Genomic DNA, 13822 nt, shown 5'->3' on the forward strand with positions numbered 1-13822 from the left:
CGCGGCTCAGAACAGCCGGGGGATGCCCGACTCGATGCCCTTCATGTCGTCGTAGTCGAGCACCAGGCAGCGGATGCCGCGGTCTTCGGCGAGCACGCGGGCCTGGGGCTTGATCTCCTGCGCCGCGAAGACGCCCTGCACGGGGGAGAGGTGCGGGTCGCGGCCGAGCAGCTCGAGGTAGCGGGTGAGCTGCTCGACGCCGTCGATGTCGCCGCGGCGCTTCACCTCGACGGCGATCGCCACGCCGCCGGCATCGCGCACCAGAAGGTCGACGGGACCGATCGCCGTCGGGTACTCGCGGCGCACCAGCGTCGCCCCCTCGGAGATCAGGTCGACCTGCTCTGCGAGAAGGCGCTGCAGGTCGGCCTCGACGCCGTCCTTCTGCAGGCCGGGGTCGATGCCGAGGTCGTGGTTCGAATCGTGGATGATCTCGTAGATCTGCACGCGCAGAGCGTCGCCGGTCTTCTTGTGCGTGACTCGCCACACCTCGACGACCCCCGCGATCGCCTCTTCCTCGCCCGGCTCCTCGGGAGCGAGCGTGCAGGGAGGGCTCATCCAGTTCAGCGGCTTGTAGCTGCCGCCGTCGGAGTGCACGAGCAGACTCCCATCGCCCTTGTGCACCAGCAGACGCGTGGCGAGAGGGAGGTGGGCATTGAGCCGCCCGGTGTAGTCCACGGAGCAGCGGGCGATGACGAGACGCACCCGTCGAGCCTACTTCGTCGCGGAGCCGTCAGCGGCCGAGCATCCCGTCGAGCGCATCGAAGACACCGAGCTCGGCCGCCGCCGAACGTGCGACCAGGAACCCGATGATCCCGATGAGCCAGGCCGTGTTCTCCGCACCGGTGCGCTGCATCCAGGCGGCGAACCGCTCGAGCGGCCGCTGCACGAGCGGCGCGGCGACCACCCGCAGCGCGAGCAGGACGAGAGCCGGGGCCACCATGAGGGCGCAGTACGCGACGAGGGAGAGGACCCGGAAGGGCGTGCTGACGCCGGCGTCGGCGAGCATCGTCATCGCGAGGATGTAGGGGAGCATCGTGGCGACCTCGACCAGCCCGGCCGTGATGGCGACGGCCATCACCGCTGCGCCACGGGTCCGAGGATCGAGCAGGCGATCCCGCCAGCGGGTCACGCGGCCCGACGGCGCCGCATCGGACTCGGTGGGCGTGGCCGCCTCGTGATCGCTGGAGCCGGTCGTGACGGATGCCGACGCCGCCGCACGCGCAGGGGCTCGGTGCGTCGACGCGGGCGGCCCGGTCGGCATCGTGAAGGCGACGATGATCAGCCCGACCCCTACCACGAGACGCGTGACGACCCCGGCCGGCGAAGCGAGGAACCCGGAGGCGACGTCGACGACGTTGACCAGACCCCAGAGGAACAGCAGACCCACGAGCAGGTAGAACGCGCCGATCGTTCCGAGGTAGAGCAGGATGCGCCCGGTGCGCACACGTCCGGGACTGAGGAGGAGGAAGACGGGGATGAGCAGCGTGCCGACGCTGAGGCCGTCGACGAGAGCCAGCACGGCAAGTGCGAGGGGGAGGGGCAGGCCGCCGAGGAGTTCCATGCTCCCAGCGTCACGCGGGCGACGCCGAGGCGGATCGGGCGAAGGTCGCGGTCGCCGTGGCCGATTTCTCATCCCTTGGTCGGATGCGGCCGTGGGGAGGTCGTGATTGCATGAGGGGATGAAGGAGGCGACTGCTGACAGCATCCGCGGCTGGTACCTGGCGCATCGCTCTCCGATCGACGCGCTGCTGATCGCCGGGCTCAGCGTCGTCTCCGCTCTCCTCGGCTTCAGCGGGAACTGGAGCGTTCTCTCCGTGCTCCCCGCCGACGTCTCTCCCTGGTGGACGCTGGCGACGGCCGTGCCCGCGTGCGTCCTCGTGCTGACGAAGCACCGTGCGCCGTGGGCGTCGTTGATCGTCGCCACGGTGATATTCGGCGTCGACCTGTTCACGACCGGGGGGCTCGGCCCGCTCGTCGTCCTCCTCGACGTGCTCTGGACCGCGGTGTTCGTCGCCCGCCCGTCCGTCCGCGGCCGTGTCCTCGTCGCGGCTGCGGTCGGCGTCGCGATCATCTTCATCATCGCGGTGATGAGACCGGAGGGGTCCGCTCCTCTCGCCCTTCTCGTCGCCGTCCAGTTCGGCGCCCTCGTCGGCACCGACTACTGGTGGGCGGTCGCGGTGTCCCAGGCGCACGAGCTTGCCGAACTCCATCGTCAGCGTGCCGAGGAGGCGGCTGCTGTCGCTGAGCGAGATCGCGAGGAAGCGGTGCAGCGCGAGCGCGAGTCGATGGCGAGAGAACTGCACGATGTGGTCGCCGGCCACGTGCTGGCGATGGCCATCCGCGCGGAGGCCGCGCTGTCGGTGCCGGCGGACGAGAAAGTCGACAGGGCCGCGCTGCGTGCCGTCAGGGATGCCGGACTCGACGCGCACAGCGCGCTGCGGTCGATGATCGTGGTGCTGCGCCGCGGCGACGGACAGCTGTCGCCGACGCCGCGGATCGACGACATCGGGGCGCTGGCCGCGGACGCGCGGCGGGCGGGGCTGCAGGTGGACGTGACGGTGGCGCAGCTCGCCGCCATGCCGGCCGCCGTCGAGCAGGCGGCGGTGCGCATCGTGCGCGAGGCGCTGTCGAACTGCGTCCGGCACGCCAGCGGGTCGCACGTCGAGGTGAGGGTGGATGGCGTCGGCGACGGCGTGCATGTGCGGGTCGACTCCCGCGGAGGAGCCGAGCTCGTCGCGACGTCCTACGCCGGGGGAGGCTGGGGACTCAGCATGCTCGCTGAGAGGGTCGACGCCCTCGGCGGACGGTTCTCGGCGGGCCCGCGGCCCGGCGGGTGGCGGGTCGATGCGCGACTTCCGGCGGCCGTGTCGTGAGCGGTGGACCGACCGTGCTCATCGCCGACGACCACGCGGCGATCAGGGCGGGGCTGCGCATCATGCTGGAGTCTCACGGCGTCGCCGTGGTGGGGGAGGCGGCCGACGGTGAAGTCGCGGTGCGGAACGCGGCCGCTCTGCGCCCGGACGTCGTGCTGATGGATCTGCGGATGCCGGGACGCGACGGCGTCTCGGCGACTCGCGAGATCGTCGAGCGTGGCCTGAGCGACGTGCTCGTATTGACGAGCTTCGACGAGGACGAGCTGGTGTTCGGCGCGATCGGCGCGGGTGCGGCGGGCTTCCTGCTCAAGACCGCCGATGCTGCATCCCTGGTCGCCGCGGTGCGGGCGGTGGCCTCCGGCGACGGTGCACTCGACCCGCGCGTCACGAGGCGAGCGCTCGCCGCGGCAGCCCTCGCGGCGAAACCGTCGACGACCGCCGAGGCCCCCCTGTCGGCGCTGACCGCGCGTGAGCAGGAGGTTCTCGACGGCATCGTCTGCGGGTGGTCGAACGCTCAGCTCGCGCAACGTCTGGGCATCAGCGTGCCGACCGTGAAGACGCACGTCTCGAATGTGCTCGCCAAACTCGGCGCCCGCAGCCGTTCGCATGCGGCCGCGCTCGTGCGCCGGATCGACGGGTGACGCCGACTACTTGTTCGCCGAGGTCATCTGGTCTTCGCGGAGAGGACGGGCTGCGGCCGAGAAGAGTCCCGAGAGCGCCGCGAGCACGACCAGGATGTAGAGGGTGTTGAGCAGGCCGATGTGCTCGCTGATGAAGCCGAGGACAGGAGGGCCGCCAAGGAAGGCGATGTAGCCGATGGTCGCAGCCGCGCTCACGCGGGCGGCGGCCTTGGCCGGGTCGTCGGCGGCTGCCGACATGCCCAGGGGGAAGCCGAGCGAGGCGCCGACACCCCAGAGCGCGGCGGCGACGAAGACGAGCGGCGTGTTGGGCGCCAGGATGAACAGCAGGATGCCGGCCGCGGCGGTGATGGCGAGGATCCGCAGCACGATCACGCGTCCGAACCTGTCGACCAGCGGGCCGCCGAACAGGCGGACGACGGTCATCGCGACCGAGAACGTGGCGAGGGCCGCAGCGCCCGCCGCGGGCCCGGCGCCGTGATCTTCGGAGACGCCGAGCGCGAGCCAGTCGTTCGCACCGCCTTCGGCGAACGACATGCCCAGCATCACGATGCCCAGCGCATAGGTGCGCGGCTCGCGCCACGCCTCGAGCGCGACGTGCATGCGCTCACGCCAATGCGGCTTCTCGGCGGGAGAGGGATCGAGGGCGGCCTCGCGGTTGGGCACGTTCGCGAAGCAGACCACCGCGAGCACCGCGATCACCGCCGCGACGACGAACGCGTGAGCCGAGACGTTCGCACCGAGCTGCACGGCCAGGGCGCCCGCACCGGCGCCGATCACGGTGCCGAAGCTGAAGAAGGCGTGGAACACCGGCAGGATCGTCTTGCCCATCTGCTGCTCGACCGCGGTGGCCTCGACGTTCATCATGACGTCGAGCGAACCGTTGCCGAAACCGAAGAGGACGAGGCCGACGAGCACCACGGGGAGCGATCCGAGCACGTTGGTGCCCAGGCCGATCAGCGCCACGCCGACTCCGAAGATGAGCATCGTCACGAGCATCCCGAGCCGCGCTCCGGTGCGCGCCATCACGGCCGGACTCGTGGAGATGCCGATGATAGACGCGATGCCCATGCCGAGCAGCAGCAGGCCCATCTGGGCGTTGTCGATGCCGAGCGAGACCTTGATGTCGGGCACGCGCGAGGCCCACGTCGCGATCGACAGGCCGCTCGCGAGGAAGATCGCGAAGATCGCGGCACGCCAGCGGACGAACTGAGAGCGGGTGAGGGCGGTGTCCATGCCGCACAGCCTATCGAATCGATTCGATCGTTTGAAACCCGGGCGAGCTATCCTCGGAGTATGACCAGTCACGAGTCGGTGCGCCGCGCGACGATCGCCGACGTCGCGCGAGCAGCCGGAGTCGCGACGTCGACGGCCTCCGTCGTCTTCAGCGGCAAAGCCAAGGTGTCGGCGACGACACGCGAGAAGGTGCTCGCCGCCGCCGCCGATCTCGGTTACACCGGGCCCGACCCGCGCGCCGCGTCATTGCGTCGCGGGCGCAGCGGGATCGTCGCCGTCGTGCTCGAGGGGCACCTGCGCGCGGCCTTCCTCGACCCGGTGACCACGGCGATGATGGACGGCCTGACCGACGGCCTCGCCGACCTCAGCGCCGGAATCCTGCTGCTTCGCGACGACCCGGGGGAGAGTGACGGCTCTGCGCTCGCGAACGCCCCGGTCGACGCCGTGGTGCTGATCGGATGCTCTGGCCGCACGCGAGCATCGCTCGACATCGTCCGCAGCCGGGGTCTGCCCGTCGTCGTCATCGAGGGGGATGCGGGGGAGGGGGTCCCGCAGATCATCCTCGACAACGTCGCAGCGGCAGCCGATGTCGCCCGACACGTGCGAGACCTCGGGCACCGGGATGTCGCGCTCGTCACCCTGCACCTCGACGCCGCTCGCGAGCGCGGCGTCGTCACGCAGGAGCGAGTCGACCGCGCGACCGTCGACGTCACGATCGATCGCCTCGAGGGCATGCGGTCGATCTTCCCCGATGCCCCGGCCATCTCGGCAGCGGGCAGTCTGATCGACGAGGGCCAGCTGGTCGGAAGAATGCTCCTCGCGGATGCGGCGCACCGTCCCACCGCGATCCTGGCGCAGAGCGACCTGCTCGCTGTCGGTGTGATCCGAGCCGCCGAGGAGCTGGGCCTCCGGGTACCCGAAGACCTCTCGGTCGCCGGCTTCGACGGGATCGCCGTCGACGGGCTCGGCGGACCTGTGCTCACCACGAGTGTGCAGCCCGCCGTCGAGAAGGGGCGCGCCGCGGGAGAGCAGGTCGCGAGGATGCTCCGCGGAGAGCAGGGCGTGAACGTGCACTTCACGTGCCGATTCCGCGCCGGCGCGACGACCGCCGCGCCCCGCTGACAGGGGTCAGGAGTGCGCGGGGCCCACAGGGAGGGTGCGGGATCCGAAGTCGAGGATCGTGTAGCGACCGCACGACACGACCTGCTCGGGAATCGCCGACTCGGGCAGCTGCCACTGCACGCTCTGCGAGTCCTGGAGGAGGAACGACACCGCCTGTGCATCGAGGTCGCTGCGATTCACCAGCCACGCGTAACCGTTCAGCCGATGGTCGACCTGCACGAGCTGAGCGGGGTCGTCGAGGTGCGTCTTCGGGAGCCGCACGGTCCAGAACTGGCCGGCGCCGGTGCGGCCCGACGCGGTCACCCAATCGGTCACGCATGTGAGATCGGGGTCGGGGCGATGCGCCGCAGCCTCAAGGCGAGGGACCGCTCAGCGCCCCGGCGACGATGATGAGGGCCGCGGCGATCGCACCGAGAGGCCGGGGCATCCGCACGGTTCGCGGCGAGGCGACCAGGGCGAAAAGAGGAGCGAACACAACCGGCTGCAGGTAGCGGGCCGCGTGCGTGCCGAGAGCGATGGCGCCGATCACCACGATGAGAGGCAGCATCCACCCCGCTGAAGCCACGAGGCGCTCGCCGTCCGTCGCAGCGCGCACTGTACGCAGCACCGAGAGAGCGAGCAGAACGACGACGACCAGTGCGCCGAGTATGCCGAGCGGCGTCGAGAGGCGCTCGGCGAGCAGGCCGCCGTAGTACCCGATCGATTCTCGCCAGAGCTCGGGCTGCGCGTATCCGGCACCGGTGTTCGCGATCCATGCCGTGAACGGAATACGCGCGAGGAGGCCGAGGAGCGTGCCGCCTACGAGAACGGCGATCGCGACCGGCATCCAGCGCCGATATCGACCGCGCATCGCACCGACGGCGAGGAGAACCGTCAGCGGCGCGGTCGCCCATGCCGCGAACAACGGGTTGCTCAGAGTTGCGATGATCGTGACGGCCCCGACCGCGACGAATGGCCAGCGACCCGCTCCGTCGACAGCGCGGCGCAGCAGACCGACCACGATCATCACGGCGACGACGGTCGAGGAGTAGTACGTCGTGGTGAGCTGCAGGGAGGCGAGCTCGAGGGCGTCGCGCGACGCCGAGGTCTCGGTGACCGCCACGACTCCGAACAGCGATAGCGCGATCAGAGACCAGCCGACGGGCGAGGCGCCGGCTCGATGAGGCCCGGCGATCAGGCGGATGGCGCCGTACACGGCGAGGAGGTTCACGATGGCGTTGATCGCGAGCAGCGTGTTCAGATCGTCGGAGGCGAGCAGAGAGAGACCCGCGAACACGGCGGACTCCGGAAGGAAGAGCACGCTCGACATCGCCCAGTCGAGAGGTTCGCCAGACAGGATCGAGCGCGTGAGCATCGCGACGATCAGTGAATCCCCGTCGCGGAACAACAGCTCGGAACGAGCGGATGCCGCCACCTGCGCGGCGACGGCGATCGACATGCCGAGAGCGGTGCACCACCCCAGCAGCTCCCGCGCCCACACCCGTCGCATGTGACAACTCTCGCACGGGGCCCGCACGCGCCCGGGTAAACTGGATGGACACCCGCCCGCCAGCGCCGCAAGGCCGACGAGCCCCGAGGGAGCCACGATCATGCTGACTCTCCTCAGCGCCTTCCTCCTCTCCTCGGTTCTCATGCCCGTTCTGGTGCGCTGGATGGGCGCTCGGGCGTTCTTCATCGCCGCTCTTATTCCAGCCGCGGCATTCATCCACGCGCTGATGCTGACGCCGCAGGTTCTCGACGCCGGATCCACGCCCTTCGAGTCGGTCGCCTGGATTCCGCAGCTGGGGCTGGACATGTCGATGCGCATGGACGTGCTCGGCTGGGTGCTGACTCTCATCGTCACCGGTGTCGGCGCGCTCGTGCTCTTCTACTGCCGCTGGTACTTCCATGACGACTCGGCCGGTCTCGGGCAGTTCGCGGCCGTGCTGCTCGGCTTCGCCGGAGCGATGTACGGGCTCGTGCTCACCGACGACCTGGTCATGCTCGTCATGTTCTGGGAGGTGACGAGCATCCTCTCGTACCTCCTCATCGGCTACTACCGCCGCCGCGCCGCCAGCCGCCGTGCCGCACTGCAGGCGCTGCTCGTCACGACACTCGGCGGCCTGATCATGTTCGTGGGCGTCGTGCTGCTCGTCGTCGACGCCGGCACTTCGAGCATCCGCGAGATCCTCGCACTCGCCCCCACCGGGCCGATCGTGGACGCGGCGATCGTGATGCTGCTGATCGGCGCGATCAGCAAGTCGGCGCTGTTCCCCTTCCACTTCTGGCTGCCTGGCGCCATGGCGGCGCCGACTCCGGTCAGCGCGTACCTCCACGCCGCCGCCATGGTCAAGGCAGGCATCTACCTCATCGCGCGCTTCGCGCCGATCTTCGCATTCAGCGGCCCGTGGCGGCCGATCCTGATCGCACTGGGCGTCTTCACCATGCTGCTGGGCGGCGTGCAGGCCCTCCGCGAGACCGATCTCAAGCGCATCCTCGCCTTCGGGACGGTGAGCCAGCTCGGCTTCTTCGCGGTCGTGATCGGCTACGGCACGCAGGCGTCGGCTCTGGCCGGGCTCGCCCTCGTGATCGGTCACGCGCTGTTCAAGTCGGCGCTGTTCCTCATCGTCGGCGTGATCGACCGTCAGCTCTCCACTCGAGACATCACCGAGCTGTCGGGGGTCGGCCGTCAGGCGCCGGTCTTGGCCGTGACGGCTTTCGTCTCGGTCGCCTCGATGGCGGGCATCGCACCGACCATCGGATTCGTCGCCAAGGAGTCGGCGCTCACCGCCCTTCTCGACGACGCGCTGGGCGGCTCGGTCTGGGGTCTGGTCGCCCTCGTGGGCATCGTCCTCGGGTCCATGCTCACTGCGGCATATGGCGCGCGATTCCTGTGGGGTGCGTTCTTCTCCAAGCGCGACGAGCGCGGAGATCGGTTGCCCGACACGGCGTGGCCCGGCCCGCCGGTCGGTTTCGTGGCCGCCCCCATCGTGCTCGCGGCGCTCACGATCGCGGCCGGGCTCGCCGCCCCGGCGCTCGACGTCGCTCTGCACGGCTATGCGATCACCGCGACGCCGGGTCTCGATCACGCGGGCGACGCCGCCGAAGGGCCGGGACACCTCGCCCTGTGGCACGGCTTCGAGCCCGCACTCGGCATCTCGATCGGCTCGATCCTGCTCGGCATCGGGGTCTTCCTGCTGACCCGTCGCACGGGGTGGGACCGCAGGCCGCGAGTGCTGCCGTTCACCGCCGCCGACGCGTACTACTGGGTGGTCCGCGCGATCGACCGGCTGTCGGTACTGAGCACGACGCTGACGCAGCGGGGTTCGCTGCCGGTCTACGTCGGCACGATCTTCGTCGTGTTCGTGGCGGCCGAGACCACCGCGCTGCTCGCGAGCGACATCGACCGCTTCCAGCTCTCGGCCTGGCACACTCCGGCGCAGATCGCGGCCGCACCCCTGATGGCGGTCGCCGGCATCTTCGCCGTGCGCGCGCAGAAGCGATACACCGGCGTCGTGCTCGTGTCGGTCACGGGCCTCGGCATGGTCGCCCTCTTCGCGACGAGCGGGGCGCCCGATCTCGCGCTCACGCAGATCCTCGTCGAGACGGTGACGATGGTCACCTTCGCGCTCGTACTCCGGCGGCTGCCGGCGCGGATGGGCGAGCACAACGCCTCGGTCGGCCGCATCCCCCGTGCCCTGCTCGGCATCGGGGTCGGCGTCACCATGGCTCTCGTCGCGATCGTCGCGACGCAGTCGCGCGTCGCCGATCCGATCTCGGCGGCGTTCCCGAAGCTCGCGTACGAGATCGGGCACGGCAAGAACGTCGTCAACGTCGCCCTGGTCGACCTGCGCGGCTGGGACACCATGGGCGAGCTCTCCGTGCTCGTCCTCGCGGCGACGGGAGTCGCCTCCCTCGTCTTCGTGACCCATCGCGCCGACCTGCTCGCCGAGACCAGGACTCTTCCCCGGACCACTCGCCGCGCGACGCGCAGCAGGCCGCTCGTCGAGACCACCGACGGCATCCGCTTCCAGACGTCCGAGAACCGCAGCAGCCCTCGCGCCTGGCTCGTCGGCGGCACGAACATGAAACCCGAGAACCGGTCGATCCTGCTCGAAGTGATCGTCCGTGTGCTGTTCCACACCATCATCGTCGTGTCGATCTTCCTGCTGTTCTCGGGGCACAACCTGCCCGGCGGCGGCTTCGCGGGCGGCCTCGTGGCGGGTATGGCCCTCGTGATGCGGTACATCGCGGGCGGACGCTGGGAGCTGGGCGCCGCGGCGCCCACCGATGCCGGGCGACTGCTCGGCACGGGGCTCGTGCTGGCGGTCGGCTCGGCGGTCGTGCCGCTGTTCTTCGGCCTGGCCCCGCTCACCAGCCGATTCTGGGAGTGGGAGATCCCGGGGCTCGGTCACATGGAGTTCGTCACATCGACGATCTTCGACATCGGGGTGTATCTCGTCGTGATCGGGCTGGTGCTCGACGTTCTGCGCAGTCTCGGCGCCGAGGTCGATCGGCAGGCCGCAGCCCTTAGACAGGCTCAGGAACCTTCGACAGGCTCAGGGACCCAATCGCGGGCGAGAGGGGTGAACATCTGATGGATGTGTCGCTGACCCTCATCGTCATCATGGCCGTGCTGTTCGCGTGCGGCGTGTACGCGATGCTCGAGCGCAGCCTCACCAGGGTGCTCATCGGATTCCTGCTGCTCGGCAACGCCACGAACCTGCTGCTGCTGATCGTCATGGGCGTGCCGGGGAACGCGCCGTTCTTCGGCACCGAGGGCGAGATGAGCGACCCCTTGCCGCAGGCGCTCACCCTCACGGCGATCGTCATCACGTTCGCCGTCTCGGCCTTCCTGCTCGCCCTCATCTACCGTTCCTGGCAGCTGGGCCAGGCCGACACCGTCGAGGACGACGAAGACGACATCGCGATCCGCGGCCGCACGGATGCCGAGGAAGATCTCATGGGCGACGACGAGGGCGACTACGCCGACGACGACGCCACGACCGACTTCGTCGGCCTGCAGACAGCCCCGATCACGGTGCTGCACATGCGCGATCATCCTGCGATCGTCGACGGGGCGCCAGTCGACCGGCCGGTCGCGCCCGTCCTTCGACAGGCTCAGGAACCCGGGGGACAGGCTCAGGAACCCAGAGGTCAGGCTCCAGAAGCCGGAGAGGAGGACGGCCGATGAACTCGCTCATCCCCCTTCTGGTCGCCCTGCCGCTCCTCGGGGCCGCGATCACGCTGATCTTCGGGCGCAACGCGCGAGTGCAGTCGATCGTCACCGTGGTGACGCTGGTGGTCGTCTCGATCATCGCGGCCGTGCTGCTGGTCGTGGTCGATGCCGGTGCCCCGCTCGCGGTCTCGGTCGGCGGCTGGCCGGTGCCGTTCGGCATCGTGCTCTACGTCGATCGGCTCGCGGCCCTGCTCGTCCTGGTGTCGAGCATCGTGCTGCTCGCGGTGCTCCTCTTCTCGGTCGGCCAGGGCATCGCAGACGGGGCGGAGGAGACCCCGATCTCGATCTTCAATCCGTCGTACCTGATCCTCGCGGCCGGCATCTTCAACGCGTTCATCGCGGGCGACCTGTTCAACCTGTACGTCGGATTCGAGATCCTGCTCGTCGCGTCGTACGTGCTGATCACCCTCGGCAGCACCGAGTCCCGCATCCGCACCGGCGCCGTCTACATCGTCGTCTCGCTGGTCTCGTCGATCCTGTTCCTCGCCGCGATCGCGATGGTCTACGGCGCGCTCGGCACCGTGAACATGGCGCAGATCGCCGAGCGGATGACGGAGCTGCCGCAGGAGACCCAACTGGTCCTGCATCTCATGCTGGTCCTCGCCTTCGGCATCAAGGCCGCGATCTTCCCGGTGTCGTTCTGGCTGCCGGATTCGTACCCGACGGCGCCCGCGCCGGTCACGGCGGTCTTCGCGGGACTGCTGACGAAGGTCGGCGTCTACGCGCTGATCCGCACCGAGACGCAGCTGTTCTCGGAGAACGACATCAACACGCTGCTGCTGATCATCGCTCTCGCGACCATGATCGTGGGAGTGCTCGGCGCGGTCGCGCAGGCCGAGCTGAAGAGGATCCTGTCGTTCACCCTGGTGAGCCACGTCGGCTACATGATCTTCGGCCTCGCGATTGCGACGCCCGCGGCGATCGGCGCGACGGTGTACTACATCGTCCACCACATCATCGTGCAGACCACGCTGTTCCTCGCCGTGGGACTCGTCGAACGCCGGGCCGGCAGCACGTCGATCCTGAGGGTGAAGGGCCTGCTCAAAGTCGCGCCCGTGATCGCCGTGCTGTACTTCATCCCCGCGATCAACCTCGGCGGCCTGCCGCCCTTCTCCGGGTTCATCGGCAAGTTCGCTCTGTTCGAGGCCGCAGCATCCGTCGGCACCCCCCTCATGATCGTGCTGATCGTCGGCGGCATCGTCACCTCTCTGCTCACGCTCTACGCCCTGATGCGCGCGTGGAACCTCGCGTTCTGGCGCGAGGAGGAGGACTCGGCCGAGACCGAGGGGCGGCTCTCGCATCTCGGCAACGCGCCCGCCGCCGACGAGCAGCAGGAGCGCCGCCGCATTCCGGCCATCATGACCATCGCGACCTCCGGAATGGTCGTGGTCACGATCGCCCTCACCGTCTTCGCGGGACCCCTGTACGCGCTCTGCGACCGCATCGGCGAGGCGCTGCTGCAGCCGGTCACGCTCACCCAGCTCGAAGACGAGGTGAAGGGATGAGTCCAGACACGACCCGGCACTTCTGGCGGGACCTCGGCGTGCAGCTGCCGTTCCTCGCCTGGCTCGTCGTGCTGTGGATGCTGCTGTGGGCGCAGTTCACACTGCTCTCGTTCGTGACCGGCCTCATCGTCGCGGTCTTCGTGACGCGCGTGTTCCGCCTCCCCACGGTCGAGCTCTCGGGCCGGGTGAACCTCTGGTTCGCGGTGATCCTCGGAGTGCAGTTCCTCTTCGCCGTCGTGCGAGGCGCCCTCGTCGTCGCGATGCAGGTGCTCGATCTCCGTCGCCATCCGGGAACCGCGATCATCGCCGTGCCGCTGAGATACTCCGACGACCTGATGATGACGCACGTGTCGGTCGCTTCGTCGCTGATCCCCGGATCGCTCGTCGTGGAGGCGGACCGCGACCGCCGCATCCTGTACCTGCACGTGATCGGGGTGCGCAGCATGGCGGACGTCGAGAAACAGCGCGAGGGAGTGCTCCGCTGGGAGAAGCGCATCGTCCGCGCACTGGGGGCTCCGGCGCAGTATCGTGCGCTGAGGGCCGACGAGCGGAAGGCGGACCGATGAGCATCCTGCTGGGCGTGATCATGGTGGTCTTCGGCGTCGCGGCGCTGCTGACCGTCATCCGCATCGTCCGCGGCCCGTCGATCCTCGACCGCGCCGTCGCGAGCGACGTGCTGCTGACGGAGGTGATGTGCGTGCTCGGGGCCGAGATGGCGATCAACGGGCACACCCGCAGCATCCCGGTGCTGCTGATCATCGCCGCGATCGGGGTGTTCGGCTCGATCGCGGTGGCGCGCTTCGTCGCCCGGAGGGACAACACGACACCATGAACGTCTTCGGTCTCATGATCCCCGACGCCGTGATCGACGCGGCGGTGCTCGTGCTGATCCTCGTCGGCGCCCTGCTGTGCCTGTTCGCTGCCATCGGTCTTCTGCGCTTCCGTGATGTGCCCTCCCGTCTGCATGCGGCCACCAAGCCCCAGGTGCTGGGACTCCTGCTCATCTGCCTGGCGATCGCGCTGTCTCAGCGCTCGATCGGCGGCATCCTGCTGGGCCTCGTGCTCGTCGCGCCGATCGTGCTGATGCAGTTCGCCACCGCCCCGTTGTCGGCGCACATGGTCGGACGGCAGGCGTACCGCAACGGCTCGATCGAGCAGCGCAACCTCGTGGTCGACGAGCTCGCCGATTCGAAGCAGACTCCGCCCGCGGCGGGGTGAGGGAAGGGGCCG

14 protein-coding genes are annotated in these 13822 nt (G+C 69.4%); 9 read left to right on the top strand and 5 right to left on the bottom strand.

What is annotated here, in order from left to right; translation table 11 throughout:
- Nucleotides 1-6: 6 nt before the first annotated feature.
- Nucleotides 7-702 carry an endonuclease NucS gene (gene nucS / locus QFZ53_RS02960; protein ID WP_292906693.1) on the bottom strand — a complete coding sequence of 232 codons (696 nt, stop codon included), beginning with the start codon at nt 700-702 and terminating at the stop codon, nt 7-9.
- 28 nt (nt 703-730) lie between these two features.
- Entirely contained in the window at nt 731-1561 is an 831-nt protein-coding gene (locus QFZ53_RS02965; protein WP_307293333.1) for a GAP family protein, read from the bottom strand.
- A 118-nt stretch (nt 1562-1679) separates the two neighbouring features.
- Here QFZ53_RS02965 and QFZ53_RS02970 point away from each other — a divergent pair, with 118 nt between their 5' ends.
- Together QFZ53_RS02970 and QFZ53_RS02975 are read left to right on the top strand one after the other, a co-directional pair.
- The gene (locus tag QFZ53_RS02970; protein WP_307293334.1) at nt 1680-2873 is read left to right on the top strand and encodes a sensor histidine kinase; all 1194 of its coding nucleotides are present in this window, start codon (nt 1680-1682) and stop codon (nt 2871-2873) included.
- Nucleotides 2874-2935: 62 nt separating this feature from the next.
- On the top strand, nt 2936-3514 hold the full coding sequence (locus QFZ53_RS02975; protein WP_373426314.1) for a response regulator: 579 nt from the start codon (nt 2936-2938) through the stop codon (nt 3512-3514).
- A gap of 6 nt (nt 3515-3520) precedes the next feature.
- Here QFZ53_RS02975 and QFZ53_RS02980 read toward each other — a convergent pair whose 3' ends face one another.
- A complete protein-coding gene (locus QFZ53_RS02980; protein WP_292906701.1) occupies nt 3521-4747 on the bottom strand; it encodes an MFS transporter in 1227 nt (408 codons plus the stop codon).
- A gap of 60 nt (nt 4748-4807) precedes the next feature.
- On the opposite strand from QFZ53_RS02980, the gene QFZ53_RS02985 reads away from it, so the two are divergent.
- Nucleotides 4808-5869, top strand: a complete 1062-nt coding sequence (locus tag QFZ53_RS02985) for a LacI family DNA-binding transcriptional regulator (protein WP_307293340.1) — start codon at nt 4808-4810, stop codon at nt 5867-5869.
- Nucleotides 5870-5875: 6 nt separating this feature from the next.
- Here QFZ53_RS02985 and QFZ53_RS02990 read toward each other — a convergent pair whose 3' ends face one another.
- Nucleotides 5876-6184, bottom strand: a complete 309-nt coding sequence (locus QFZ53_RS02990) for a hypothetical protein (RefSeq protein ID WP_307293342.1) — start codon at nt 6182-6184, stop codon at nt 5876-5878.
- A 37-nt stretch (nt 6185-6221) separates the two neighbouring features.
- Complete coding sequence (locus QFZ53_RS02995; RefSeq protein WP_307293344.1) at nt 6222-7358, bottom strand: hypothetical protein; 1137 nt, start codon at nt 7356-7358, stop codon at nt 6222-6224.
- Nucleotides 7359-7458: 100 nt separating this feature from the next.
- Here QFZ53_RS02995 and QFZ53_RS03000 point away from each other — a divergent pair, with 100 nt between their 5' ends.
- From QFZ53_RS03000 to mnhG, 6 genes are read left to right on the top strand one after another with little or no spacing between them, the layout of a single operon-like run.
- The gene (locus tag QFZ53_RS03000; RefSeq protein WP_307293346.1) at nt 7459-10446 is read left to right on the top strand and encodes a Na+/H+ antiporter subunit A; all 2988 of its coding nucleotides are present in this window, start codon (nt 7459-7461) and stop codon (nt 10444-10446) included.
- Nucleotides 10446-11042 (top strand): Na(+)/H(+) antiporter subunit C, encoded by a 597-nt coding sequence (locus tag QFZ53_RS03005; protein ID WP_307293348.1) that lies wholly within the window; start codon nt 10446-10448, stop codon nt 11040-11042. The genes QFZ53_RS03000 and QFZ53_RS03005 overlap by 1 nt, the downstream gene beginning before the upstream one ends.
- Nucleotides 11039-12592, top strand: coding sequence for a Na+/H+ antiporter subunit D (locus QFZ53_RS03010; RefSeq protein WP_292906711.1), 1554 nt, complete (start codon nt 11039-11041; stop codon nt 12590-12592). The genes QFZ53_RS03005 and QFZ53_RS03010 overlap by 4 nt, the downstream gene beginning before the upstream one ends.
- Complete coding sequence (locus QFZ53_RS03015; RefSeq protein WP_307293351.1) at nt 12589-13158, top strand: Na+/H+ antiporter subunit E; 570 nt, start codon at nt 12589-12591, stop codon at nt 13156-13158. The genes QFZ53_RS03010 and QFZ53_RS03015 overlap by 4 nt, the downstream gene beginning before the upstream one ends.
- The gene (locus QFZ53_RS03020) at nt 13155-13424 is read left to right on the top strand and encodes a monovalent cation/H+ antiporter complex subunit F (protein ID WP_292906715.1); all 270 of its coding nucleotides are present in this window, start codon (nt 13155-13157) and stop codon (nt 13422-13424) included. The genes QFZ53_RS03015 and QFZ53_RS03020 overlap by 4 nt, the downstream gene beginning before the upstream one ends.
- Nucleotides 13421-13810: a monovalent cation/H(+) antiporter subunit G gene (mnhG, locus tag QFZ53_RS03025; protein WP_307293354.1), complete on the top strand. Its 390-nt coding sequence runs from the start codon at nt 13421-13423 to the stop codon at nt 13808-13810. Before QFZ53_RS03020 ends, mnhG begins: the two co-directional genes overlap by 4 nt.
- Nucleotides 13811-13822: the final 12 nt, after the last annotated feature.

Source organism: Microbacterium natoriense (genome assembly GCF_030816295.1).
GTDB classification, from domain to species: domain Bacteria; phylum Actinomycetota; class Actinomycetes; order Actinomycetales; family Microbacteriaceae; genus Microbacterium; species Microbacterium natoriense_A.